Raw genomic sequence first — 25,042 nt, forward strand, 5'->3', positions numbered from 1 at the left:
TAATATTTGAGGCAAAAAAAGAAACACTTGTCATTTGACAGTGCTCTTTCTTCAGAAATTAGTTATTTATTTTTTCCATAGCCCGGTAATTTAGCAATCTTACCCTGTTGGATGTAAGCTGTTAAGATCGCCAGATCTGCTGGATTAACCCCAGAGATTCTTTCAGCTTGGGCAATTGATTCAGGACGAATCTTTTCAAATTTTTGACGTGCCTCGGTTGCTAGACTAGAAATTGCATTATAGTCAATCCCCTCTGGAATCTTTTTAGATTCTAAGCGGTGCAAACGATCCACCATAACCTTTTCTTTTTTGATATAGCCTTCATATTTAAGTGCAATTTCGACTTGTTCTTTAACATAGCGATCACTAGCTAATGGATGACCGACCAATTTTTCAATAGCATCAAAAGTTACTCGCGGTCTCTTCAAAAAATCAGCCCCACTAACGCCTGCATTTAAACGATCCTGCTTAATTGAAGCTAGATATTCTTGGACTTCATCCGTTGGGTGAATTTTGACTTGCTTGATTGCTTGCATGGCGTCTTCAATTGCTTGCTTTTTATCTTCAAATTCTTGGTAACGCTCCTCAGAAATTAGCCCCAACTTGTGACCTTTTTCAGTCAAACGTAAATCCGCATTATCATGCCGCAAAAGCAGACGATATTCCGCACGGCTAGTTAACAAGCGATAAGGTTCATTAGTACCCTTAGTTACCAAATCATCAATTAAAACCCCAATATAAGCTTCATCTCGCTGTAAAGTAAAGCCAGGCTTATTTTGAGCACGCAATGCCGCATTAATTCCGGCAATTAATCCTTGGCCACCAGCTTCCTCATAACCCGATGTTCCGTTCATCTGGCCTGCTGTAAATAAGTTTTTAATGTTCTTCGTTTCCAAGGTATGCTTAAGCTGCCATGGTTCAATGACATCATATTCAATCGCATAACCTGGACGCATTAATTCAGCTTTTTCAAGACCAGCTACCGAGTGCACCATTTTTAGTTGCACTTCTTCAGGCATCGAAGTTGAAAAATCGCCCACATAAACTTCCTTAGTATGGCGTCCTTCAGGCTCTAAGAAAATTTGGTGACGGTCTTTATCCGCAAATCTGACAACCTTATCTTCAATTGAAGGACAATAACGTGGCCCTACCCCTTTAATTATTCCCGAAAACATTGGAGCACGATCAAGATTTTCACGAATAATTTCGTGAGTCTTGGGATTAGTGTAGGTCATATAACATGACATCTGATCTTCGGGCTTAATATAGCTGGCATCACTTGTCGTATAAGAAAAGTGGCGAGGCTCGCTATCTCCAGGTTCTTCTTCAGTTTTTGAATAATCAACAGTGTTACCATCAACGCGAGGAGGAGTTCCTGTCTTAAAGCGACGTAATTTAAAACCAAGCTTTTCTAAGTTTTCAGGCAACTTAATAGAAGGCAGGGAATTATTTGGACCAGAAGAATAAGTCAATTCTCCAATAATTATCTTGCCGCGAGCTGCAGTTCCTGTAGTTAAAACAACACTTTTAGCTAAATAACGCGCACCAGTATTGGTGATGAGCCCTTTACATACGCCATCTTCAACAATTAATTCGTCAGCTACCCCTTGGCGCAAAGTCAAATTAGGAGTATTTTCAATCGTATCTTTCATGTGTTCATGGTATTGCCACTTATCTGCTTGTGCACGTAAAGCGCGGACAGCTGGTCCTTTTCCCGTATTAAGCATCCGCATTTGCACATAAGTTGCATCAATATTTTTACCCATTTGACCACCAAGTGCGTCGATTTCCCGCACAACTATTCCTTTGGCAGGACCTCCGACTGATGGATTACATGGCATAAATGCGACCATATCCAAGTTAATTGTTAAAAGTAGCGTTTTTTCTCCCATATGAGCAGCAGCTAAAGCGGCTTCACAGCCAGCATGACCTGCTCCAACAACAATTACATCATATTCACTAGATTCATACGTTTTCATACTTATCCTACTTTCCAAGACAGAATTGGCTAAATAATTGTGTAATTAATTCATCCGGGGCGCTTTCACCTGTAATTTCGCCCAAATCATTCCAAGCATTTGTTAGATCAATTTGAACCAAATCAAGAGGCATATCGTTATCAACGCCTTCAATAACTTCCGTTAGTGATTGCTTAGCTTTAATTAACAAACTAGCTTGACGCTGATTAGTAACTAAAACTTGATCAGCTGAATTTTCAATTCCTTTAAAAAATAGCTGCTCGATTGCTTTTTCTAATTGATCCATATTTTCTTTTTGCAAAATAGAAGTAACAACTATCGGACTATCTGTCATTTCTTTAATTTGCTTTGGACTGATCTTTTGGCCCAAATCGCTTTTATTCAAAACAATAATGCGCTTTTTGTCTTTGGTAAAGTCTAGCAAATTACGGTCTTCATCAGAAAGTTCGCGACTTGAATCAAGCAATAATAGGACCAAATCAGCTTGCTTAACCGCCTTTTTTGAACGCTCTACCCCAATCTTTTCAACTTTATCATCAGTTGCGTGAATACCAGCAGTATCAATCAATTTTAACGCTGCTCCTTTAACTGACACATATTCTTCTAACGTATCACGAGTCGTGCCAGCCACATCAGTCACAATTGCTTTATCATCTTGAGTTAGGTAATTAAGCAATGAAGACTTTCCCACATTAGGTTTACCGACGATTGCTGTTGCTAAGCCTGAGCGAATAATTTTTCCTTCTTGAGCAGTAGCCAATAAGTCATCGATTTTTTTAGAAACAGAAATAGCTTTTTGTTTCATCTGTTGGCCAGTCATATCGTCCATATCATATTCAGGATAGTCAATATTAACCTCTTCTTGCGCCATCGTATCCAGTAGCTGCCCACGTAAAGATTTAATCTTAGTCATTAAACCTCCTTCCAGTTGGTTCATGGCAACTTGTCGAGCGCGATCTGTTTTTGCGCGCACCATATCCATAACAGATTCAGCTTGCGTTAAATCGATTCGTCCATTCATAAATGCACGTTTAGTAAATTCACCTGCATCAGCCATTCTCGCACCATTTGCCAAAAGAAGTTGCAAGATGTCATTGGTAACTACGATTCCGCCATGACAGGAAATTTCTACTACATCTTCACGGGTAAATGTTTTAGGTGCAAGCATCACTGTAGCCATACATTCATCAATTACTTTGTTTGTTTTCGGATCAACGACATGGCCGTAATGAATTGTATGACTCGGTACTTTAGTTAAGTTAGCACCTTTAAAAACCTTATTAGCAATTTTGACAGCATCTTCACCAGAAAGGCGGACAATTGAAATTCCTCCCTCACCTAGCGGGGTCGAAATTGCTGCAATTGTATCAAATTGTGTTAAAACTTGTGCCATTTTTTCTCCCTATCTAAAAATTTCAATAAAAAAAGTGCCCACTCCACCATTGAAACATGATGGACAAAGCACTTTGACTACTTTATCTATATGATTTAGATAATTATTTACTTTTTCTTACGGCCTAACTTCTTGTAGGTCTTACGTAAACGACGTTCACGCTCACGTTCAGCTTCTTTTTGTTGCTCCATTTCACGTTGATACTTGAATGGATTTTGCAAAATGAAGGTCTGAACTACTTGGAAAAGGTTGGAAATAACCCAGTAAACTGAAATTGCGGATTGGATTCCAATTGCGGATACCCCAATAATCACAGGCATCACATAGGTCATCGACTTCGTCATACCATTTTGGGATGATTGTGGTTGCGACATTTGACTAATATATGAAGCCATAAATGTAAATACCGCAGCTAAAATTGGCATGATGTAATAAGGATCGGGACGACCCAAGTCCATCCATAAGAATTTACCATTCATCAATTCCGGAGTCCGGTAAATTGCTTGATACAGTCCCCACATAATAGGTAACTGAATTAATAATGGTAAACATCCCACATATGGATTTACCCCAGCTTCTTTATAAAGCTTGCTTGTTTCAGCTTGCAATTTTTGGCGAGTCTCTACATCTTTACCAGAATATTTCTTACGTAAAGCATCCATCTGAGGCTGAAGCTTTTGCTGCTTGGCCATGCTCTTAATAGACATTGCTTGCAGTGGGAATAAGATAATTCTAATAATGACAGTAAAGATAACAATTGCCCAACCATAGGAATTATGAACCCAACTTGCAATCCATAAAATGAATTGTGACAAGTAATAAAGTACATATCGATCCCACCAACTGCCGCTGGTATGAGAAATCGGCTGAATATTACCTGAAGTTGGGGCCGCACACCCACTAACAGTGAGCACAAGAGCAACAATTCCTAATACTAGTACAAGCCTTTTTAAATTTTTCTTCGTTAAAAGGTCTTTCACTCTACTGTTCCTCGGTTTCCGTAGTAGTCAGAATATGTGAAAGCTTCATTATATGTTCGAGATTCTTTCTAGTTCTCACCATATTAAAATCTCGAGCATATGGCCTAGCAATCACTAAAAAATCTAAATCAGGTTTGATATTTGGTTTAAATTCAGTGAGTGTAGCTCGAATATATCTTTTTAGCCTATTTCTTGCTACAGCTGTGTGACCAACTTTCTTTCCAACAGAAATACCTACACGAAAATGCTTCTGTCCCTGTTTAGGTAAAACGTAAAGGACAAAGGCACGATTCGCCATAGATTGGCCGTGTTCAAATACAGTCTGAAAATCTTTTTCGGATTTTACTCGGTAGGATTTTTTCAAAACTTTTCATCCTAACTTAGATTAAAAAAACCACTGAGTTCAGTGGCTTAAGCAGATAAGACTTTTCTACCCTTTTTACGGCGTCTTGCTAAAACCTTGCGGCCGTTTGCAGTAGCCATACGCTTCATAAAACCATGAACGCGTGAACGGTGACGCTTCTTAGGTTGGTAAGTTCTCTTAGTGGACATTAATATGCACCTCCGTTTTTAGTACTTTAAGCACAATTTCTAAATTAGGATAGCATATTTATCGCAAAAAACCAAGGTTTTCAGAGAAAAAATCCTTAATCAAGACTTGATTTTTTAAAACTTTTGGTGTGGAAAAATTTTAATCCATTTTTTATAAAAAAATTATACACAGGGTAATACGCAGAGTTTTGCACAATTAACATGGTGTGAAAAACATAATTCACAGGTTGTGGAAATCTTTTTGAAAATCCCACTTCAAGCTTTGTAAAACAAGAGAAAGTTATGCACAGATATCTTGTGGATAATGATAAAAATTATAATATTTTTTGTTCTTCTGTGGAAATTGCAAATATTTTATCCACATCCCTGTGGACTTGTTATTTACTGTTATTCACCTGTGGAAAACCATTCAAAAAAATGCTAGAATTTATTTTGTTTTAAAACGTATACCATCCAATTGGAGGAACTATTTTTGTTCGATTTAGACAAATTTTGGCAATTTTTTAACTCTGAAATGAAAAAACGTTACAGTGAAGTTGCCTATAACGCTTGGTTTAAAAATACTAAACCCTTATCTTTTGATAAAAATACTAAACAAATGGTAATTGCAGTTGAATCTCCGGTTTCTAAGGGCTATTGGGAAAAAAATCTCGCTTCTCAACTAGTTCAAGAAGCATATGCTTATGCCGACATGGAGATCTCACCGGTTTTCACTATTGCAGGAGAAGAAGGCCCCGAACACTTTGTAACTCCCCAGCCACGTGAACAGACTCAACCAGTTCATGAAGAAACCCCTGATGAATTTACGAAAGATTTACAATTAAACAGTAAATATACTTTTGATACTTTCGTCCAAGGTGAAGGAAACAAGCTCGCTGCTGGTGCTGCTTTAGCTGTTGCAGATAATCCAGGTAGTTTTTACAACCCATTGTTTATTTTTGGTGGTGTTGGATTAGGTAAAACACACCTGATGCAAGCAATCGGCCATCAAATGCTTTCTGAAAAGCCAAATGCTAAAGTAGTTTACATTCAAAGTGAAACTTTCGTTAACGATTTTATTAATTCCATCAAAAATAAGACCCAAGATGAATTTAGAGAAAAATATCGGACTTGTGATCTTTTATTAGTAGATGATATTCAGTTTTTTGCTAAAAAAGAGGGGATCCAGGAAGAATTTTTCCACACTTTTGAAACCCTTTATAACGATCAAAAGCAAATCGTTATGACTAGTGATCGTTTGCCAAATGAAATCCCTGCTTTATCGGAAAGATTGGTGTCTCGTTTTACCTGGGGCTTACAAGTTGAAATTACGCCTCCAGATCTTGAAACAAGAATCGCAATTTTACGTAAAAAAGCAGAAGCTGATGGACTTTCAATTGATGACAATACTTTAGACTATATTGCATCCCAAGTTGACACTAATATACGAGAATTAGAGGGTGCTTTAGTTAAGGTTCAGGCTCATGCAACAATTGAAAAAGAAGACATTAACGTTGATCTTGCAAAAGAAGCCCTTACTGACTTAAAACTGGTTCAAAAAAATCGAGGCCTACAAATATCTAAAATTCAAGAGGTGGTTGCTAACTACTTCCAAACCTCGACAGCTGAACTAAAGGGCAAAAAGCGCGTTAAACAAATTGTCGTTCCACGTCAAATTGCTATGTATTTATCGCGTGAGTTAACAGATTCAAGTCTACCTAAAATAGGTCAAGAATTTGGCGGTAAAGATCATACAACAGTCATGCATGCAGTTGAAAAAATCGATCGTTCCCTAAAAACTGACTCAGATATCAAAGCAGCTGTGTATGATTTAAAGGCAATGTTAGATCATTAGGAAAGTTAATAACATGTGGATAACTTTTGAATTTATTCACATGTTTTGTACAAGTACTTTTCTTTCATATCAGTGGATTATTTGACTTTTCAACATAATCCACCGTACCTACTACTACTTCTAAGTATTTAAATATATAATTAAATAAAAAAAGAGTACTTAAAAAATTAAACGGAGGTAAACAATGCAGTTTACAATAAATAGAAATTTGTTCCTCGATAATTTGAATAATGTTATGCGTGCGATTTCTTCACGTGCTACTATTCCAATTCTTAGCGGAATCAAACTAGATCTTTCTGAAAATGAATTAATTTTAACTGGTAGTGATACTGATATCTCTATTGAAATTAAAATCCCAGTTAACGATGACTTAAGAGTTGAATCAACTGGCTCTATTGTTTTACCTGCACGTTTCTTCAGTGAAATTATTAAGAAGTTACCAGGTAAGGATTTCTCTTTTGAAGTAAAAGAAAGTTTTCAAACAAAGATTACATCTGAAAATACAGAATTTATGATTAATGGGTTAGATGCCAATAACTACCCACGTTTACCAGAAATTCCAACTGATGTAGCATTTAAACTTTCGGGTAAGACTTTTAGAGAGGTAATTAATGAAACTGTATTTGCAGTTGCTAACCAAGAAAGTCGTCCAACTTTAAATGGGGTTAACTTTAATTTCAGTAAGAATGCGATTAAGGCAGTTGCTACTGACAGTCACCGCTTATCTCAAAGAACAATTACTGTAGAAAACGGACCTGAAGTTAAATCTAATCTTGTAATTCCTGGTAATAGCTTAGTTGAATTTTCAAGAATTATTGGGGAAAAGGATCCTGAAATTACTGTTAATCCAGGTGATAATCAAGTACTTTTTAACATTGGCAATATTGCTTTTTATTCACGTTTATTAGAAGGGTCATATCCTGATACTGATCGTTTAATTCCAACAAGTTCTACAACTGAAGTTGAATTTGATTTGTCAACTTTGTCACGTTCACTTGATCGTGCTAGTTTACTTACTCACGAAAGTAGAAATAACGTCGTTAAGTTAAACTTAGATACTGATAAACAAAGTGTAATTTTAAGAGGACAATCTGCAGAAATCGGAAACGTGGAAGAAGAAATTCCATTTAAGAATCTAGCTGGTGAAAGCTTGGAAATTGCTTTTAACCCAGATTATTTGAGAGATGCATTGAGAGCCTCAATTACAGATTCAATTGTTATGAAGTTTACTCAACCCCTTCGTCCATTTACTGTTACTCCAGCTAAAGATGATGTGGACTTTACGCAATTGATTACCCCAGTTCGAACATTTTAAAAAAACTTCGAGTACTTTTTATTAGTGCATTAAGCTGAAAAGGCAAATTTTGCCATTTTCAGCTTTTTTTTGCCATTTGAGTATAGGTATATTAGTTCAACATAAATTAAGTCAAAAGCCCTGATAAGGCGAATGTGAATTGTTTTTAACCGTAAAAAACGGTATAATAACAAGGTATAACTAGGTAAATGGGGTGAGTAGTATTAAAAATTTCACAATTAAGGGTGAATTTATTACTTTGGCTCAATTTTTGAAAGAAGAAAGTATTATTTCTTCTGGCGGACAAGCCAAGTGGTATTTAAAAGACAACCCAGTTAAATTGAATGGAGTCTTGGAAGATCGTCGAGGCAAAAAGCTTCATCCAGGCGATGTGGTTGAAGTTGAAGGTACGAGTTATCAATTTAGTGCGCAATAATCATGTATCTTGAAAATTTGACTTTGAAAGATTTTCGCAATTTTTCTAGTCTGCAGACTGATTTTGATCCGCAAATCAATATATTCTTGGGTCAAAACGCTCAAGGGAAAACAAACTTGCTAGAAGCAATTTATTTTTTGGCACTGACACGATCTCATCGAACTAACAGTGATAAAGAATTAATTCGTTTTGGTAGTAAATTTGCGGGTCTGCAAGGAAAAGTACATAAAAGCCAAGTAGAAGTAGAGCTTAAAGTACGCTTATCTACCAAAGGAAAAAAAGCCTGGGTTAATCGCTTGGAGCAAAAAAAGTTGTCAAAATATGTGGGGCAAATGAATGCAATTTTGTTTTCTCCGGAAGATCTGGCTCTAGTTAAAGGGGCTCCGGCTTTAAGGCGAAGGTTTATGGATCTCGAATTCGGGCAGATTAATGCGGAATATTTGTATTTTTCAAGCCAGTATCGCCAAGTCCTTCAGCAAAAAAATAATTATCTTAAGCAGCTTTCATTAGGCAAGGCGAAGGATAAGCTGTTCTTAGATGTGTTGTCAGACCAATTGGCTGGCATTGCGGCAGAAATTATTTATCGCAGACTCAATTTTGTGAAACTATTAAATGGTTATGCTCATAAGGCTCATAGCCAAATCAGTGCTAATCGTGAAGAACTCGAGATTGTATATCAACCTTCAATCAATGAAATTGAAGCTAATGATCAAGTAAATGACATATATACCAAGCTTTTAGAGAGTTTTCATAAAAATAAAGCCAACGAGATTCGCAAGGGCACTACTTTGACTGGGCCACATCGTGATGACCTAGTTTTTATGATTAATGGGAAAAATGCCCATGATTATGCATCTCAAGGTCAGCAACGCACGATTGCTTTAAGCATGAAATTAGCCGAAATCCAGTTAGTTCATCACCTTACAAATGAGTATCCCATTTTACTTTTAGATGATGTGATGAGCGAATTAGATCATGATCGCCAGAGCAGTCTGCTCAACTACATTCATGGAAAAACTCAAACTTTTATTACTACTACAGATTTAGAGGGAATTTCTTGGGAAATCGTGAAAGCCCCAAAAATTTACTACATCAAGTCAGGAATTATTACTAAAGAGGAGAATTAAATGGCCGAAGATAACAGTAAGCAAGACTTACAAAAAGCTAAAAAATTTGAAGAAAAAGCTGATGAATATAATGCCAGCCAAATTCAGGTTTTAGGGGGCCTAGAGGCCGTTAGAAAACGTCCTGGTATGTATATTGGGTCTACCAGTAGCCAGGGCTTGCACCACTTAGTATGGGAAATTATCGATAACAGTATCGATGAACGGTTAGCAGGTTTTGCGACTAAAATTGAAATTACTGTTAATGAAGATGGTAGTGTTACCGTACAAGATGATGGACGTGGTATCCCAGTTGATATTCAGAAAAAGACCGGCCGTCCAGCATTAGAAACTGTTTTTACAGTTTTGCACGCTGGAGGAAAATTTGGCGGTGGCGGATACAAGGTATCTGGTGGTTTACACGGTGTTGGTGCTTCAGTTGTAAATGCCTTATCCACTAAGCTTGATGTAACGGTTATGCGTGATGGCAAAAAGTATACAATTGCCTTTGACCATGGCCGTGTAGTGCAAGAAATGAAACAAGTGGGAACTGTGTCATTAAATGAGCACGGCACGATCGTTCATTTTTATCCAGATCCTGATATCTTTACTGAAACGACTACTTTTGATGACAAAGTCTTAAAAAACAGAATTAGAGAATTAGCCTTTTTGAATAAAGGGCTGAAGTTAACTTTTACTGATAAACGTAAAGAAAGTGCTGAAACTGATGTCTACCATTTTGAAGGTGGTATTAAAGAATACGTTTCTTTCTTAAATCGTGGTCAAGAAGTTCTTTTCGATGAACCAGTTTATGTAGAAGGCGAATACGACGGTATCAATGTTGAAGTTGCTTTGCAATATACGACTGGTTATAAGACTACTTTGATGACTTTTGCCAACAATATCCATACCTATGAAGGTGGGATGCACGAAGCTGGCTTTAAGACAGCGTTGACTCGTGTGGTTAATGATTACGCTCGTAAGGCTAAAATCTTCAAGGATAAAGACGATAATCTTTCTGGTGAAGATATTCGTGAAGGGATGACAGCAGTTGTTTCTGTAAAACACCCTAACCCTCAATTTGAAGGTCAGACTAAGACCAAGCTCGGCAATTCAGATGCACGTGCAGCTGTAGATAAGGCTTTTTCTGAAACTTTCAGTAAGTTCTTGATGGAAAATCCTCAAGTTGGTCGTAAGATCGTTGAAAAAGGTCAATTGGCAGCTCGTGCACGTGTGGCTGCTAAGCGTGCTCGTGAAGTTACTCGTAAAAAGTCTGGCTTAGAAATTGCTAACTTGCCAGGTAAATTGGCTGATAACACTAGTAACGATCCAAGTATCTCAGAATTATTCATCGTCGAAGGTAACTCTGCCGGCGGTTCTGCTAAGCAAGGGCGTTCACGTTTAACTCAAGCAATTTTGCCAATCAGAGGTAAGATTTTAAACGTTGAAAAAGCTTCGATGGATCGAATTTTGGCTAACCAAGAAATCAGATCACTGTTTACTGCATTAGGTACAGGATTTGGAGCAGACTTTGATGTTTCTAAAGCGCGCTATCATAAGCTAATTATTATGACGGATGCCGATGTCGATGGAGCTCACATTAGAACATTACTTTTGACGCTATTTTATAATTACATGCGTCCAATGATTGAAAAAGGATATGTTTATATTGCTCGTCCACCTCTGTATCAAGTGCGTCAAGGCAAGATTGAGAAATACCTTGATACTGACGAAGAATTGCATGATTACTTAGGTACGCTTCAACCAAGTCCTAAACCAGTTGTTCAACGTTATAAGGGATTAGGTGAAATGGATCCAGAACAGTTATGGGAAACTACAATGAATCCAGAAAATAGACGTTTAGACCGGGTAAGTCCTGAATATGCCAAAGATGCAGATGAAGTCTTTGAATTGCTCATGGGTAACGAAGTAGCTCCAAGACGTGACTTTATTGAAAAGAACGCCAAATACGTAGAGAACTTGGATGCATAGGAGAATTAAATGGATAACGATAATCAAATGCAAGATCGCAGAATACGTAACGTTGATCTGACTCATACGATGCGTAGTTCATTTTTGGACTATGCTATGTCAGTTATCGTAGCGCGTGCTTTGCCAGATGTTAGAGATGGTTTAAAGCCAGTACAGCGCCGTATTTTGTACGGAATGAATGAATTAGGTGTTACTCCTGATAAGCCATATAAAAAATCAGCCAGAATTGTTGGGGAAGTTATGGGTAAGTTCCACCCACATGGAGATTCATCAATTTATTTGGCAATGGCTCACATGGCTCAAGATTTCTCATATCGCTACATGTTAGTTGACGGACACGGAAACTTCGGTTCTGTTGACGGCGATGAACCAGCCGCAATGCGTTATACTGAGGCGCGTATGAGTAAAATTGCAGTTGAAATGCTTCGCGATATCAATAAAGAAACTATTGATTGGCAGCGTAACTACGATGACACTGAAAATGAACCTGTTGTTTTACCAGCCCGAATTCCTAACTTATTAGTCAACGGAGCTAGCGGTATCGCTGTTGGTATGACAACTAATATTCCGCCTCATAACTTGGCAGAAGTCATTAGTGGAATTCATATGTTGATGGACAATCCAGATGTGACCGTTAAGGACTTGATGAAAGTTATTCCTGGTCCTGACTTTCCAACTGGTGGTATTGTCATGGGACGCAGTGGAATTTATCGCGCTTATGAAAGTGGTAAAGGAAACATTGTTGTGCGTGCTAAGACCAACATTGAAACTGAAAAAAACGGTCGTGAACGTATCGTAGTCAGCGAAATTCCATATTTAGTTAACAAGGCTGAATTAGTTAAAAAGATTGCAGATTTAGCCCGCGAAAAAGTAATTGATGGTATTACTGGGGTTCGTGATGAATCTGACCAGACTGGTATGAGAATTACCATTGACATTCGCCGCGATGCTAGTGCAAGTGTCGTTTTGAATAATTTATTCAAAGAAACCCAAATGCAGGCTAACTTTGGAATCAATATGGTTGCTATTGTTAATGGCGCACCGCACTTTTTGACTTTAAAGCAAATGCTGCAATATTACTTGGACCACCAAGAAGATGTTATTACTCGCAGAACCAAGTTTGATTTAAGAAAAGCTGAAGCTCGTGCTCATATCTTGGAAGGTTTACGAATTGCCTTAGATCATATTGACGAAATCATCAAGATTATTCGTGGATCTAAGACAAGTGACATTGCTAAGGCACAATTAATTTCTCGCTTTGGCCTAGATGATCGTCAATCTCAAGCTATCTTGGATATGCGTTTAGTTCGTTTGACAGGTTTAGAGCGCGATAAGATCGAAGCTGAATATCAAGAATTGCAAGCAAAAATTGCTGATTACAGAGACATTTTGGCTAAGCCTGAACGTATTGATAAGATCATTTACGATGAATTGCTTGATATTCAAAAGCGTTTTGGTGATGACAGAAGAACTGAAATTGCAGCCGGTGAAGTGGTTTCTATCGAAGATGAAGACCTAATTGAAAAAGAAGATGTTCTTTTAACTTTAACTCACAACGGCTATATCAAGAGAATGCCAGCTAGTGAATTTAAAGTTCAAAACCGCGGTGGTCGTGGAATTAAAGGAATGGGAGTTCAAGATGATGACTTTATTAACCATCTGATCTTCTCAAGCACCCACGATTTCTTGCTCTTCTTTACTAACTTAGGAAAGGTCTACTCTAAGAAAGCTTATGAGATTCCTGAATTTGGTCGAAATGCTAAGGGATTGCCGATCATTAACTTATTGCAGTTAGATAAGGGTGAAAAGATCCAAGCTGTAATTAATGTTCCTGAAGGAGCAGATGATAATTACTTATTCTTTGTCACTCGGTTAGGAACTGTTAAGAGAACCCACGTTAGTGAATTTAACAACATTAGACGTAGTGGTTTGATTGCACTTACTTTGCGTGACGGGGATGAATTGAACAATGTTTTGACTACGAATGGTAAACAAAACATTTTAATTGGTACTCACTTAGGTTATGCAGTAACTTTCAATGAAAAAGACGTCCGTGCAATGGGCCGTACAGCTGCTGGTGTACGCGGAATCAACTTACGTGAAAATGATTACGTAGTTGGGTCTGATATCTTAGAACCTGATTCAGAAGTTTTGGTAATTTCTGAAAAAGGATACGGTAAGCGTACTAGTGCTAGTGAATATCCGGTTAAAGGACGTGGCGGAAAAGGTATTAAGACGGCCAACATCGGTGAAAAGAACGGTCCATTAGCTGGGGTAACTGTAGTTAATGGTGATGAAGACATCATGTTAATTACTAGTGCTGGCGTTATGATCAGATTTGATGTGAATGATGTTTCTCAAACTGGTCGTGCAACTTTAGGTGTTCGCTTAATTCGTGTTGATGATGGCGCCAAAGTTGCCAGTGTGACAGCGGTACCTTCTGATGAGCAAGAAAGCCAAGAGGCTTCTCAAGAAGATGCTAGTCAAAACAATAATTCAGAGAATTCTGATGAATAATCTAGAATAAAAATAAAATTACCAACTTTTCGTGTAATAAATAATGAGCAATTTGCTCAGGATCACGTGAAAAAAGTTTGGTAATTTTTTTGTTTCTGTGATAGAATCAAGGATTGTGAGTAATATTATTCATTACTCCTTGTTCTTGATTTTAAACAAGAACCATTTAGTCCATGAGGAGGTGCATTTATATGGCAAAAACTAAGTACGAAGTTACTTACATTATCAAGCCTGACATTGATGAAGACTCAAAGAAGGCTTTGATCGAAAGATTTGACAAGATTGTAACCGACAACGGTGCTCAAGATCTTGAATCTAAGGATTGGGGTAAGAGACGTTTCGCTTACGAAATGGATAAATACCGTGAAGGTACATACCACATCTTAACTTTCACTGCTGATAACGCAGATGCAGTTAACGAATTTGGTCGTCTTTCACGTATTGATAACCAAATCTTACGTTCAATGACTGTTAAGTTAGACAAGTAATTATTTTTTCGTGAATTAGGAAAGGAAGGACACTAGTATGATTAATAATGTTGTACTTGTTGGCCGTTTAACACGTGATCCTGATTTACGTACTACTGGGAGTGGAATCTCAGTTGCTACGTTTACTCTAGCTGTTGATCGTCAATATACTAATAGCCAAGGCGAGCGTGGCGCTGACTTTATCAGTTGTGTAATTTGGCGTAAAGCTGCAGAGAATTTTGCTAACTTTACTTCAAAGGGATCATTAGTTGGTATTCAAGGACGTCTTCAAACGAGAACGTACGATGATAAAGATGGTAAGCGTGTTTACGTTACTGAAGTAATTGTAGATAACTTCTCATTATTAGAATCACGTCGCGATCGTGAAAATCGTCAAAGTAATCCAGGATTTGCACCACAAGCTGGTAATAATGCTGGTGCACCAAGTACAGATAACTTTGGTGGCAATAGTGCTCCAAGCACTAACAACAATGCTCCTACAAAGCAACCACAAGATCCATTTGCAGATTCAGGTAATCCTATTGATATCTCAGATGATGATCTCCCATTTTAAATTTTAACTAGAAAGGATCTTTGAACATGGCTCAACAAAGAAGAGGTGGCCGTCGTCGTCGTAAGGTTGACTACATTGCTGCTAACCATATCGATTACATCGACTACAAAGATGTTGATTTGTTGAAACGTTTTATCTCTGAAAGAGGTAAGATTTTACCACGTCGTGTCACTGGCACTAGCGCAAAGAATCAACGTAAGTTGACTGTTGCAATCAAGAGAGCTCGCGTTATGGGCTTATTGCCATTCGTTGCAGAAGACTAAAAACAGATCAAAAAATAAAAAAAGAGTACCCCAGGGTACTCTTTTTTGTTAGCTATTGCGTTATTATAGTACTGCAAGCTAAAAAAGGGGATTGGACAATGATCATTAAGCAAAGTTTACCAGGCCAATATGATTTTCAGTATAAATGGTATGATATCTATAATTTAGATGATCATGATATTCGCATACTTAAATCCAAATTCCATCTAACTTCAGAGATTATTTCTTATATCAACGACCTTCATGAACGTCCTCACTTTGATCACGACTACATTACTAATAGTGACTTGTTCGTTTATGATGTGCCAATTTGGCCGACGGAAGATGCAGACCACTTTACTACATTACCAATTAAGTTTTTGATGGTTGGCGGCACACTTTTTACAGTGCATACCCCAGATACAACTTATATGATTGAAGATTTTAGGCAAAAAACAGATGAGACAATTCATAGTGAAAAAGAGTTAGTCTTTGCAATTCTTTTTTCGGTGACAAAATACTTCCAAAGAGCCTTAAGTCAGCTAAATAGTGAGCGGATTGTGCTCGATAGTCATTTAAGTGGCAGAATTAAAAACAAAGACCTGCAGGCCTTAGCTCAGGTAGAAAAAAGTTTGGTTTTCTTATCTAGTTCAATTAGGACCAACTTGATGATGCTTGATAGTGTTAAAAATAAGAAGTCTGGCCTTCATATGAACGCATCCGAAGAAGAAATGTGTGATGATATTATCATCGAAGTTCAGCAGTCATCGCAAATGGTAAAAATTTATAATGAAGTGACGGAAGAAATATCTAAGACTTCTAACAATATTTTGAACAATAACCTAAACAATACTATGCAGTTCTTAACTGTCTGGTCACTACTTTTGACGATTCCAACGATTGTGACAGGATTTTTTGGAATGAACGTTAAATTACCAATTTTAAATAGTACAATTGACTGGATTTTAATAACGATAGGGACAGTTTTAGTTATGTTAGTTTTGTTGTGGTATTTGAAAAAACATGACATGATGTAATAAAGCGAAAAGAGTGATTCAGAAGAAGGATTACTCTTTTTAAATTTAAAACATATCCACATGTGTATAACTCAGAAACATTGACTGGATTTTATTTTATCCACAAATCAGCTTTTACTAGGGTATAATATAAAGTAACGCAGTGTACACTATTTTCTAGATGTTAATGCGATCAGAGAGGATCTTTATGAAAGATTTTTTACGAAAATTAGAATTACCTGCATTCATTAAGGATTCAAGATTAACAGCTTCGCTAATTATTATTTTAGTGTTGTCGCTATTAGGAGCTATCATTGGTTTTTTGATTAGTCCTTTGTATGGCTTAGCGATGTTTTTGCTATTTATCTTGACTTGTGCTTTTGCAGTTTATGGGACCTATGTTTTAGCTGGCAATGCCAACAACTATGCCGCTAATTTGTCTTATCGCATCAAGCGTGGTGAACAAGAAGCCATGATTAAGATGCCGCTAGGTATTTTGCTATATGATAATGACCAACAGATTCAGTGGGTAAACCCATATTTACAGCTTTATTTAAAGGATAAAGACGCAATTGGATCGTCAATTAAGTCAGTTGATCCGCAACTTTATAAGTTTATCAATGAAGCTATTAACGATAAAACTTCTCAAAATCGAGTAATTACTTGGGGCAATCATAAATTTGAAATGGTAGTTCAAAATAATCTCGGAGTAGTTTATCTCTTTGATATTACCAAGTATGCAAATATCGAAGAAAAATATAAGCAACAACGTTTGGCAATTGCCTTAATTTTTATTGATAATTATGACGAATTAAGTCAGGCAATGAGTGATCAAGATTTAACGGATATGAGTTCTTATGTTCAAAAATCACTCAACGACTATGCTAAAGAATTTCATGCTTATTTGAAGCGAATTGACGAAGATCACTTTATCTTGTTGGCTCACGTTTCAGACTTAGATAAAATGGAAGATGATAAGTTTTCTATCTTAGATAAGATTAGAAAAGAGTCAAGTCGTCGTAACACGCCATTGACCTTATCAATCGGAATTGCTTTTGGATCTGAAAGCTTGAATGAAATCGCTGATCAGGCTCAATCTAATTTGGATTTGGCTTTAGGTCGAGGCGGTGATCAGGTGGTAGTTAAGCAGCCTGGTAAAGATGCCCGCTTTTATGGTGGTAAGTCTAACCCAATGGAAAAACGGACCCGTGTGCGTGCGAGAATGGTTTCTCAAGCTCTGGAAGAGTTATTCAAGGGTGTGGACCACGTTTTTGTTCAAGGACACAGGAACCCTGATTTAGATGCAGTCGGATCAGCCATCGGAATTGTAAAAATTGCTCAAGTTCATGGTGTTAAAGCAAATGTTGTATTAGATACTGAACATGTTAACTATGATGTTGGCCGATTAGTTGCTAAAATGAAAGCGGCAGGGATTGATCAAGATATCTTTATTAGTCCCGGGGATGCATTAGATGAGGCAACCGATGATTCATTATTAGTGTTAACAGATCACTCTAAGTATTCAATTACTTATGATCAGTTACTATATAACAGATTGAAAAATCGTTTAATTGTGATAGACCACCATAGACGTGGCGAAGAGTTTCCTGAAAATCCAATGCTGGTTTATATTGAACCGTATGCTTCATCAACTTGTGAGTTAGTAACAGAAATGATTGAATATCAGCCGCAAGGTGGTGAGGGAGTTTTAAGTCCGCTTGAAGCTTCTGCAATGCTAGCAGGTATCACAGTGGATTCCAAGGAATTCTCACTTCGAACTGGAACGAGAACTTTCGATGCAGCAAGTTACTTGCGCTCTATCGGAGCTGATTCAACTGTTGTGGCTGAGTTATTAAAAGAAAATATCGATAGTTATCTCCAGCGTAACCACCTGGTTTCAACTATTGAAATGATCAAGCCAGATATGGCACTTTTAATGGGTGAAGATGATAAAATCTATAATCCAGTAATTGTGGCTCAAGCAGCCGATACTGCTTTGTCACTTGAGCATGTCGATGCTAGTTTTGCAATTGCAAGACGTAGTAAGAACACTGTAGGCATTTCTGCTCGTTCAATGGGCGAAATTAACGTCCAAGTTATCATGGAAAAATTGGGCGGAGGTGGTCACCTCTCTAATGCGGCTACCCAACTTGAAGATGTGACAGTCGAGCAGGCAAAAGATGAATTGCTTAAGGCAATTGATGAATATTTAAAAGAAAATGAATAGGAGTAATTAGTTATGAAGGTTATTTTTACTCAAGACGTTAGAGGAAAAGGTAAAAGAGGAGAAGTTAAGAACGTTCCAGATGGTTACGCACAAAACTTTTTGATTAAAAAGGGTTTAGCTAAAGAAGCTACTAGTTCAAACTTGAATACTTTGAAGCGTCTTGAAAAGGCTGAAAAAGATGCTTATGAAGCAGAAAAAGCCCAAGCACAAGAAATTAAAAAGCAGCTTGAAGACGATAAGACTATTGTTAACTTTAAGTCAAAAGCTGGTACTGATTCACGTTTATTTGGATCAATTTCTGGTAAGAAAATTGTCGAAGGCTTGGAGCAACAATACGGCATTAAAATTGATAAGCGCAAATTATCATTGCCAGAACCAATCAAAGCCTTAGGATATACTAATGTCCCAGTTAAATTATTTAAGGGCGTTGAATCCACTGTTCGTGTTCATATTACGGAGCAAGATTAATAAAAAATGGATAATGTTGTTTCTCAACAAATTCCTCATGATAGTGAAGCAGAAAAAGCGGTCTTAGGTGCCGTTTTTTTAAACCCTGAAGCTATTATTGAGGCATCAGATATTTTAGAGCCAGACGATTTTTATGAACATGCCAATCGTCTGGTTTTTGGTGCGATGATCGATATTGCTGATCGCGGTAGTGCGATTGATGTCGTTACTTTGCAAGATGAGTTAAAAAAGAAAAATCAACTCGAAGATATTGGAGGAATTGCGTATATTTCTCAATTGGCAATTGCAACTCCAACAGCAGTTCACATTACCTACTATGCTCAGATTGTTAAACGCAAGGCATTATTGCGTAATTTAATTACGACAAGTCAGCGTATCATCCAAAATGCCATAGAAGGCTCAGACGGCGTCACTGACATCTTAGATAATGCCGAAAGCTCAATTATGAATGTCTCTCAAGAAAATGCTTCTGGGGGCTTTAAATCGATTCATGACGTCTTAAATGAAACAGTTGAAGCAATCAATGATATTCCTGACGATGGCAATATGGTGACGGGGCTTCCAACAGGTTTTCAAGAATTAGATAAGATGACAACAGGTTTTCATGAGGATGAGTTAATTATCTTAGCGGCGCGTCCTGGTGTAGGTAAAACTGCCTTTGCCTTGAATGTGGCCCAATTTGTAGGACTTCATACTGACAAAACTGTCGCTATGTTTTCTCTAGAAATGGGAGCTGATCAGTTAGTGCAAAGAATGCTGGCTTCAGAAGGACTTATTGACTCACAGCACTTGCGAACTGGTCAGTTAACTGAAGATGAATGGCAAAAATTGGTAGTTGCAGCTGGATCACTTGATCGGACGAGTATTTATATTGATGATACGCCCGGAATTAAAATGAGCGAAATTCGTGCAAAATCACGTCGCTTAGCTAAAGAAAAGGGAAACTTAGGCTTAATTGTTATCGACTATTTGCAATTAATTGAAGGTCCACGTAGTGAATCACGTCAGCAAGAAGTTTCTGCGATTTCTCGTCAGTTGAAAAAATTAGCTAAAGAGCTCCATATTCCAGTTATTGCACTATCACAGTTATCACGTTCTGTTGAACAGCGCCAAGATAAGCGCCCTGTTTTATCAGATATTCGTGAATCAGGTTCTATTGAACAGGATGCCGATATTGTTGCCTTCTTATATCGTGATGATTACTATCGCGATGAGCAAGAAGATAGCGACGAAGGTGAAGTGGAAGCTGAGCAAGATAATGGAGAAGTTGAGGTAATCATTGAAAAGAACCGGTCTGGTAGCCGCGGAACTGTAAAATTAATGTTCTCAAAGCCGTACAACCGTTTTTCAAACTTAGATTACGCTCACGATACTCCGCAAAGATAGTAAATAATATTTTTATTTTGAAAGCACTTACTTTTTAGGGTGATCTTTTCTATAATATAGAAGCATGTATGAGATAAAAATCTATATTTTTATATGAAAAAGGGTGAAATGAGATGACACAAAAAACATATCTTGGCAGTATTGAAGCTGGTGGAACTAAATTTATTGCTGCAGTGCAAGATGCCGAAACTGGTGAAATTGTTGCAAAAAAGAGAATTCCAACTACTACTGCTGATGAAACTTTAACCAAAACAGCGGAATTTTTTAAAGAGCATCCAGTAGATGCCTTGGGAATTGGAACATTTGGTCCAATTGATATCAATCCTAATTCACGTACTTTTGGTTATATTTTGGATACTCCAAAACGTGGCTGGTCTGGTACTAATGTAAAAGGATATTTTGAAAAAGAATTAGGCATTCCAGTAGTAATGACAACAGATGTAAATGCATCTTGCTATGGTGAATATATTGCTCGCGGAAAAGACAACAGCAAATCTTATTTCTACATTACTATCGGAACTGGAGTCGGAGCAGGAATTGTTCAAGCTGGTAAGTTTGTTGGCTTAAACAACCACCCAGAAATTGGACATACCTTAGTGACTCCATACCCTGGTGATGACTACGAAGGCCAGTGTCCATTCCATCAAAACAAGTGTGTAGAAGGGATGGCTGCCGGTCCTTCACTTGAAGCTAGAACTGGCATTCCTGGTGAAAAATTAAGTAGAGACAATAAAGTCTTCACTTATGTGGCATATTATGTAGCTCAATGCTTGTACAATGCTTACATGACCTTGCGTCCTGACGTTATGGTTGTGGGCGGATCTGTTTTAAATGAAGATGATCTAATTAAGGTTAGAAAATTCTTTGATCAATTTAACAACAACTATGTTGCTACACCAGATCTAGATGATTTGATTGTGTCGCCAGCAGTTGCAGATAATGGCTCAGCTACGCTAGGTGATTTTGAATTAGCTCGTGAAGCTTTAAAAAATAAGAATAAATAAGTTTAACTAATTTAATATACTTTACTACTCGAAAGGGGATCGGAAATTTTCCGGTCCCCGTTTTTTATTTTTGGATTAATGGATAGTTTGTTCTAACGTGATTTCTTGAAAAGTTTTTATTAAGTCTTTGATGGGCTTGGAATGTTTGCGACCTTGTTTAACGGCAATAAAGAATTTAATCATAATTAAGTCTCGATCAAGTGGTAATAAGTTAACCGGTTGATGGCGCAGACGTTTTAAAATGCTCGCTGAGGAAATAGTTAAGCCAATGCCATTAACTGCCAGATTAGCAACAGTAATTACACTATTACTTTCCATTACAATATTTGGTTTCACGTGAAACTTTTGCAGCAAACCATTAACTTGGTGTCGAATCGCTGATTCTGGTTGGCTAAGAACTAGCGGTTGGCTCAAGAGGTCTTTAATATTTAATTCGTCTGGATTTAAGATAAACTTGTTTGGCTGGAAAAATTTGGAGTTAGAAGGGATGACGATATAGTATTGCTCACCGCCATTGATGAAAAAGTCGAGTCCGCGAGCAATGGCATCCGGTGTTTGACCAATATAGCAGTCAATTTCTTCGTTTAATAGACGTTTTTCAGTTTTTCTTGGAAAAGCTTCAAAGAGCTGAATTTCAGCATTGGGATGCTTTTTAAGAAAGGGCGGAAGAATTTCAGGAAGTAAATAAGAACCCAAGCTTTCTAAAATCCCAATACGAATAACCTCTTTTTCCGGATGAGTAAATTGGGCAAGCTGGCGTTGCAATTGTTGATCATTATAAGATACATTTTCCAGATATTTATAAAAAATAAGACCTGCTTCAGTCAAAGTAAAAGGCTGAGAAGTTCGATTGATGATTTTTGCACCAATCTTTTTTTCAATGCGTTTAACCAGCTGGGTTAAATAAGGCTGAGAAATATAGAGTTCGCTAGCCGCTTTTGTAAAATTGCTTTCTTTTAAAAGTATATCTAGAGTGTGGAGTAATTCTTCTGGGTCATTCATAATATCACCTCAATTTTTTGCGATAACAATTTTATTATAGCTTACTTGTAATAAAACTATTTCACTTAAAAATAAATGGTCGATAAAATAGAACTATAAAGTAATGAAAGCGCTATAGGAGAAAGATAAATTATGAATATGAAGCCCGGAAAATACGAAGTAAAAGCTAAGGGACATGGCTCAAGTTTCATGCCAATGCAAGTAACCTTAGGTGAAGATAAGATCGAAGATATTAATATCGATTCGAGTGGTGAAACCCGTGGAGTTGCGGATGAAGTTTTTAAACGATTACCTAAAGAAATTGTTGATAATCAAACTTTAAACGTGGATAGTGTATCAGGTGCGACTATTTCAAGTCATGGAGTAATCGATGGTGTTGCCCAAGCAATTGAAATGGCTGGTGGCGATAGTGATGAATGGAAAAGACGCCAAAAGCCAGCTTCTCAAAAAGCCCAAGATCAAGAGATTACTACTGATGTGGCAATAGTCGGTGCTGGTGGTGCTGGTTTAGCTGCAGCAGTTCGTTCAATTCAACAGGGTGAAGATGTAGTTATTTTAGAAAAATATCCTCAAATCGGTGGTAATACTAGCCGTGCAGGTGGCCCAATGAATGCGGCTGAAGCGGATTGGCAAAAAAAATTCAAGTCTTTAGCTGGTGAAAAGGAAACTTTGGAAGAATTAGCTGCAACTCCAATTGAAGAGATTGATCCTGAATACCAAGAGGACTTTAAAAAATTACAAAAACAAATTCAAGATTATGTAGATTCTGGTGCCAGCTATTTGTTTGATTCGACTTTACTTCATGAAATTCAAACTTACTTGGGCGGGAAGAGAACTGATTTAAATGGTAAAGAAATTCATGGTAAATATGCTTTGGTTCATGAGTTAGTAACTAATGCTTTGGATTCCGTTAAATGGCTAGCTGACTTAGGTGTTAAGTTTGATAATGAGGAGGTAACTGAACCAGTTGGTGGACTTTGGCGGCGTGGCCATAAGCCAGTTGAACCAATGGGTTATGCTTACATTCACGTGTTAGGTGACTGGGTTAAAGAACATGGTGCACATCTTCTGACTGAGACGGCTGCTAAAGACTTAATTATTGAAGATGGCGCAGTTAAAGGCGTAGTTGCTCAAAGAAAAGACGGCAGCAAAGTTACTGTGCATGCCAAGGCGGTCATTTTAACTGCGGGTGGCTTTGGCGCAAATACGAAGATGGTTCAAAAATACAATACTTATTGGGAAAGTATTGATGACGATATTGCCACTACCAACTCGCCAGCTATTACTGGGGATGGAATTAAGCTGGGACTTGAAGCAGGAGCCGACTTATTTGGAATGGGCTTTATCCAATTGATGCCAGTATCTGATCCCAAGACTGGTGAATTGTTTACTGGCTTGCAGACTCCACCGGCTAACTTCATTATGGTTAACCAAAAGGGAAAACGTTTTGTAAATGAATTTGCTGAACGTGATACTTTGGCAAAAGCAGCAATTGCTAATGGCGGTCTATTTTACTTAATTGCCGATGACAAGATCAAAGAAACAGCTTATAACACAACTCAAGAATCCATTGATGCCCAAGTTGAAGCAGGAACTTTATTTAGAGCTGATACGTTAGAAGATTTGGCTAAGCAAGTTGGCATGGATCCAGAAACTTTAGTTGAAACAATAAAAACTTATAACGAAGATGTTGATCGCGGCCAAGACCCAGAATTTCATAAGAACGTCTTTGGCTTAAAGTGCGAAGTTGCACCATTTTATGCAACACCTCGTAAGCCTGCTATTCACCACACGATGGGAGGATTAGTAATTGATACTAAAGCTCGCGTTTTAAATAAAGAAGGCCAAGCAATTAAGGGACTTTATAGTGCTGGTGAAAATGCTGGCGGTATTCATGCCGGAAATCGTTTAGGTGGAAACTCTTTAGCAGATATTTTCACTTTTGGACGTATCGCAGCTGATACTGCTTTTGAGGAAAATAATAGTGATGCCAATAGTGGAGCATCAATGCATTAACTTGGATGGAATGGAAAAGAGTTGAGTCGAAATGTTTTTGAAAAGTCATTTTGGCACAATAATTACCACCGTACTTTCTCTAATTATGGGATTGGTGATGGCAATCGCTGTAGCCTTAGTTGATAATTTAGGAATGAATTGGACAGTAATTTTTAAATTATGGGCAGAAATTTTCATGATTGTGTTTATGGTTAGTTTATTTGTCCCATACAATGATTGGGGCAATTGGCTGGCTAATGCAGTAGGACTAAAAGAAGGAACAGTTGGCTTTAATTTGGTACAGGCAATTATTCCGTCTGCAATTTTGAACACTTTCAACACCCTAATTTGTAGTGGACAGAGCATTTTTTATAATTCAGCTATTCCTCAAGCTGCAAGAATGCAAACCTGGATTAATGGCTGTTTACATGATTGGTTGATTTTCTTTATCGTGTCTTATTTTGCATCGTTTATCGCTGTTTGGGCAGGAACAAGAGTCGCAACTATGATTTTAGGTAAACCAGAACCAAAATCAGTTTAACTAAATTTTTATCTAAAAAAATAACCTTCTTTTTCAAAGT

Annotated in this window: 22 protein-coding genes; 16 read left to right on the top strand and 6 right to left on the bottom strand. The window is 37.5% G+C overall.

What is annotated here, in order from left to right; genetic code table 11:
- Window positions 1–62 precede the first annotated feature (62 nt).
- The 5 genes from mnmG to rpmH form a co-directional block, all read right to left on the bottom strand.
- Entirely contained in the window at window positions 63–1,979 is a 1,917-nt protein-coding gene (gene mnmG, locus Q0Y70_RS00125; RefSeq protein ID WP_297815001.1) for a tRNA uridine-5-carboxymethylaminomethyl(34) synthesis enzyme MnmG, read from the bottom strand.
- Between the two features lie 7 nt (window positions 1,980–1,986).
- On the bottom strand, window positions 1,987–3,372 hold the full coding sequence (mnmE, locus tag Q0Y70_RS00130) for a tRNA uridine-5-carboxymethylaminomethyl(34) synthesis GTPase MnmE (RefSeq protein ID WP_297815005.1): 1,386 nt from the start codon (window positions 3,370–3,372) through the stop codon (window positions 1,987–1,989).
- Between the two features lie 107 nt (window positions 3,373–3,479).
- Entirely contained in the window at window positions 3,480–4,352 is an 873-nt protein-coding gene (locus Q0Y70_RS00135) for a membrane protein insertase YidC (RefSeq protein ID WP_297815008.1), read from the bottom strand.
- Between the two features lies 1 nt (window position 4,353).
- Complete coding sequence (rnpA, locus tag Q0Y70_RS00140) at window positions 4,354–4,716, bottom strand: ribonuclease P protein component (protein ID WP_297815011.1); 363 nt, start codon at window positions 4,714–4,716, stop codon at window positions 4,354–4,356.
- Window positions 4,717–4,763: 47 nt separating this feature from the next.
- Complete coding sequence (gene rpmH / locus Q0Y70_RS00145) at window positions 4,764–4,904, bottom strand: 50S ribosomal protein L34 (RefSeq protein ID WP_003648141.1); 141 nt, start codon at window positions 4,902–4,904, stop codon at window positions 4,764–4,766.
- A gap of 472 nt (window positions 4,905–5,376) precedes the next feature.
- Here rpmH and dnaA point away from each other — a divergent pair, with 472 nt between their 5' ends.
- From dnaA to Q0Y70_RS00215, 14 genes are all read left to right on the top strand, one after another.
- Entirely contained in the window at window positions 5,377–6,738 is a 1,362-nt protein-coding gene (dnaA, locus tag Q0Y70_RS00150) for a chromosomal replication initiator protein DnaA (RefSeq protein WP_297815016.1), read from the top strand.
- A gap of 184 nt (window positions 6,739–6,922) precedes the next feature.
- Entirely contained in the window at window positions 6,923–8,053 is a 1,131-nt protein-coding gene (gene dnaN / locus Q0Y70_RS00155) for a DNA polymerase III subunit beta (protein WP_297815019.1), read from the top strand.
- Between the two features lie 193 nt (window positions 8,054–8,246).
- Complete coding sequence (gene yaaA, locus Q0Y70_RS00160; RefSeq protein WP_297815022.1) at window positions 8,247–8,468, top strand: S4 domain-containing protein YaaA; 222 nt, start codon at window positions 8,247–8,249, stop codon at window positions 8,466–8,468.
- 2 nt (window positions 8,469–8,470) lie between these two features.
- Window positions 8,471–9,595, top strand: coding sequence for a DNA replication/repair protein RecF (recF, locus tag Q0Y70_RS00165; protein ID WP_297815024.1), 1,125 nt, complete (start codon window positions 8,471–8,473; stop codon window positions 9,593–9,595).
- A complete protein-coding gene (gene gyrB / locus Q0Y70_RS00170) occupies window positions 9,596–11,563 on the top strand; it encodes a DNA topoisomerase (ATP-hydrolyzing) subunit B (RefSeq protein WP_297815027.1) in 1,968 nt (655 codons plus the stop codon).
- Window positions 11,564–11,572: 9 nt separating this feature from the next.
- Window positions 11,573–14,080 (top strand): DNA gyrase subunit A, encoded by a 2,508-nt coding sequence (gene gyrA / locus Q0Y70_RS00175; protein ID WP_297815030.1) that lies wholly within the window; start codon window positions 11,573–11,575, stop codon window positions 14,078–14,080.
- A gap of 191 nt (window positions 14,081–14,271) precedes the next feature.
- Entirely contained in the window at window positions 14,272–14,568 is a 297-nt protein-coding gene (gene rpsF / locus Q0Y70_RS00180; protein ID WP_297815033.1) for a 30S ribosomal protein S6, read from the top strand.
- A gap of 37 nt (window positions 14,569–14,605) precedes the next feature.
- On the top strand, window positions 14,606–15,121 hold the full coding sequence (gene ssb, locus Q0Y70_RS00185; protein ID WP_297815036.1) for a single-stranded DNA-binding protein: 516 nt from the start codon (window positions 14,606–14,608) through the stop codon (window positions 15,119–15,121).
- Between the two features lie 26 nt (window positions 15,122–15,147).
- Window positions 15,148–15,384, top strand: coding sequence for a 30S ribosomal protein S18 (gene rpsR / locus Q0Y70_RS00190; RefSeq protein WP_008471430.1), 237 nt, complete (start codon window positions 15,148–15,150; stop codon window positions 15,382–15,384).
- A 98-nt stretch (window positions 15,385–15,482) separates the two neighbouring features.
- Window positions 15,483–16,400 carry a magnesium transporter CorA family protein gene (locus Q0Y70_RS00195; protein ID WP_297815042.1) on the top strand — a complete coding sequence of 306 codons (918 nt, stop codon included), beginning with the start codon at window positions 15,483–15,485 and terminating at the stop codon, window positions 16,398–16,400.
- Window positions 16,401–16,587: 187 nt separating this feature from the next.
- Window positions 16,588–18,606 (top strand): DHH family phosphoesterase, encoded by a 2,019-nt coding sequence (locus Q0Y70_RS00200; RefSeq protein WP_297815044.1) that lies wholly within the window; start codon window positions 16,588–16,590, stop codon window positions 18,604–18,606.
- Window positions 18,607–18,618: 12 nt separating this feature from the next.
- Entirely contained in the window at window positions 18,619–19,074 is a 456-nt protein-coding gene (gene rplI / locus Q0Y70_RS00205) for a 50S ribosomal protein L9 (protein WP_297815048.1), read from the top strand.
- A 6-nt stretch (window positions 19,075–19,080) separates the two neighbouring features.
- Window positions 19,081–20,460, top strand: coding sequence for a replicative DNA helicase (dnaB, locus tag Q0Y70_RS00210; RefSeq protein WP_297815051.1), 1,380 nt, complete (start codon window positions 19,081–19,083; stop codon window positions 20,458–20,460).
- 113 nt (window positions 20,461–20,573) lie between these two features.
- Window positions 20,574–21,464 (top strand): ROK family protein, encoded by an 891-nt coding sequence (locus tag Q0Y70_RS00215; RefSeq protein ID WP_297815054.1) that lies wholly within the window; start codon window positions 20,574–20,576, stop codon window positions 21,462–21,464.
- 75 nt (window positions 21,465–21,539) lie between these two features.
- Here Q0Y70_RS00215 and Q0Y70_RS00220 read toward each other — a convergent pair whose 3' ends face one another.
- Entirely contained in the window at window positions 21,540–22,466 is a 927-nt protein-coding gene (locus tag Q0Y70_RS00220) for a LysR family transcriptional regulator (protein ID WP_297815057.1), read from the bottom strand.
- A gap of 138 nt (window positions 22,467–22,604) precedes the next feature.
- Between Q0Y70_RS00220 and Q0Y70_RS00225 the strand changes: the two genes are divergently transcribed.
- Together Q0Y70_RS00225 and Q0Y70_RS00230 are read left to right on the top strand one after the other, a co-directional pair.
- Window positions 22,605–24,482, top strand: a complete 1,878-nt coding sequence (locus tag Q0Y70_RS00225; protein WP_297815163.1) for a flavocytochrome c — start codon at window positions 22,605–22,607, stop codon at window positions 24,480–24,482.
- 31 nt (window positions 24,483–24,513) lie between these two features.
- On the top strand, window positions 24,514–25,002 hold the full coding sequence (locus tag Q0Y70_RS00230) for a hypothetical protein (protein WP_297815060.1): 489 nt from the start codon (window positions 24,514–24,516) through the stop codon (window positions 25,000–25,002).
- Window positions 25,003–25,042 lie beyond the last annotated feature (40 nt).

Origin of the sequence: uncultured Lactobacillus sp. (genome assembly GCF_947367085.1) — a bacterium.
Lineage (GTDB): Bacteria > Bacillota > Bacilli > Lactobacillales > Lactobacillaceae > Lactobacillus.

Bases quoted from the DNA above. Each gene is read 5' to 3' on its own strand.
- mnmG (WP_297815001.1), bottom strand. From the start codon at position 1,979: ATGAAAACGTATGAATCTAGTGAATATGATGTAATTGTTGTTGGAGCA.
- mnmE (WP_297815005.1), bottom strand. From the start codon at position 3,372: ATGGCACAAGTTTTAACACAATTTGATACAATTGCAGCAATTTCGACC.
- rpmH (WP_003648141.1), bottom strand. From the start codon at position 4,904: ATGTCCACTAAGAGAACTTACCAACCTAAGAAGCGTCACCGTTCACGC.
- dnaN (WP_297815019.1), top strand. From the start codon at position 6,923: ATGCAGTTTACAATAAATAGAAATTTGTTCCTCGATAATTTGAATAAT.
- recF (WP_297815024.1), top strand. From the start codon at position 8,471: ATGTATCTTGAAAATTTGACTTTGAAAGATTTTCGCAATTTTTCTAGT.
- gyrB (WP_297815027.1), top strand. From the start codon at position 9,596: ATGGCCGAAGATAACAGTAAGCAAGACTTACAAAAAGCTAAAAAATTT.
- gyrA (WP_297815030.1), top strand. From the start codon at position 11,573: ATGGATAACGATAATCAAATGCAAGATCGCAGAATACGTAACGTTGAT.
- rpsF (WP_297815033.1), top strand. From the start codon at position 14,272: ATGGCAAAAACTAAGTACGAAGTTACTTACATTATCAAGCCTGACATT.
- ssb (WP_297815036.1), top strand. From the start codon at position 14,606: ATGATTAATAATGTTGTACTTGTTGGCCGTTTAACACGTGATCCTGAT.
- rpsR (WP_008471430.1), top strand. From the start codon at position 15,148: ATGGCTCAACAAAGAAGAGGTGGCCGTCGTCGTCGTAAGGTTGACTAC.
- Q0Y70_RS00195 (WP_297815042.1), top strand. From the start codon at position 15,483: ATGATCATTAAGCAAAGTTTACCAGGCCAATATGATTTTCAGTATAAA.
- Q0Y70_RS00200 (WP_297815044.1), top strand. From the start codon at position 16,588: ATGAAAGATTTTTTACGAAAATTAGAATTACCTGCATTCATTAAGGAT.
- rplI (WP_297815048.1), top strand. From the start codon at position 18,619: ATGAAGGTTATTTTTACTCAAGACGTTAGAGGAAAAGGTAAAAGAGGA.
- dnaB (WP_297815051.1), top strand. From the start codon at position 19,081: ATGGATAATGTTGTTTCTCAACAAATTCCTCATGATAGTGAAGCAGAA.
- Q0Y70_RS00215 (WP_297815054.1), top strand. From the start codon at position 20,574: ATGACACAAAAAACATATCTTGGCAGTATTGAAGCTGGTGGAACTAAA.
- Q0Y70_RS00220 (WP_297815057.1), bottom strand. From the start codon at position 22,466: ATGAATGACCCAGAAGAATTACTCCACACTCTAGATATACTTTTAAAA.
- Q0Y70_RS00225 (WP_297815163.1), top strand. From the start codon at position 22,605: ATGAAGCCCGGAAAATACGAAGTAAAAGCTAAGGGACATGGCTCAAGT.
- Q0Y70_RS00230 (WP_297815060.1), top strand. From the start codon at position 24,514: ATGTTTTTGAAAAGTCATTTTGGCACAATAATTACCACCGTACTTTCT.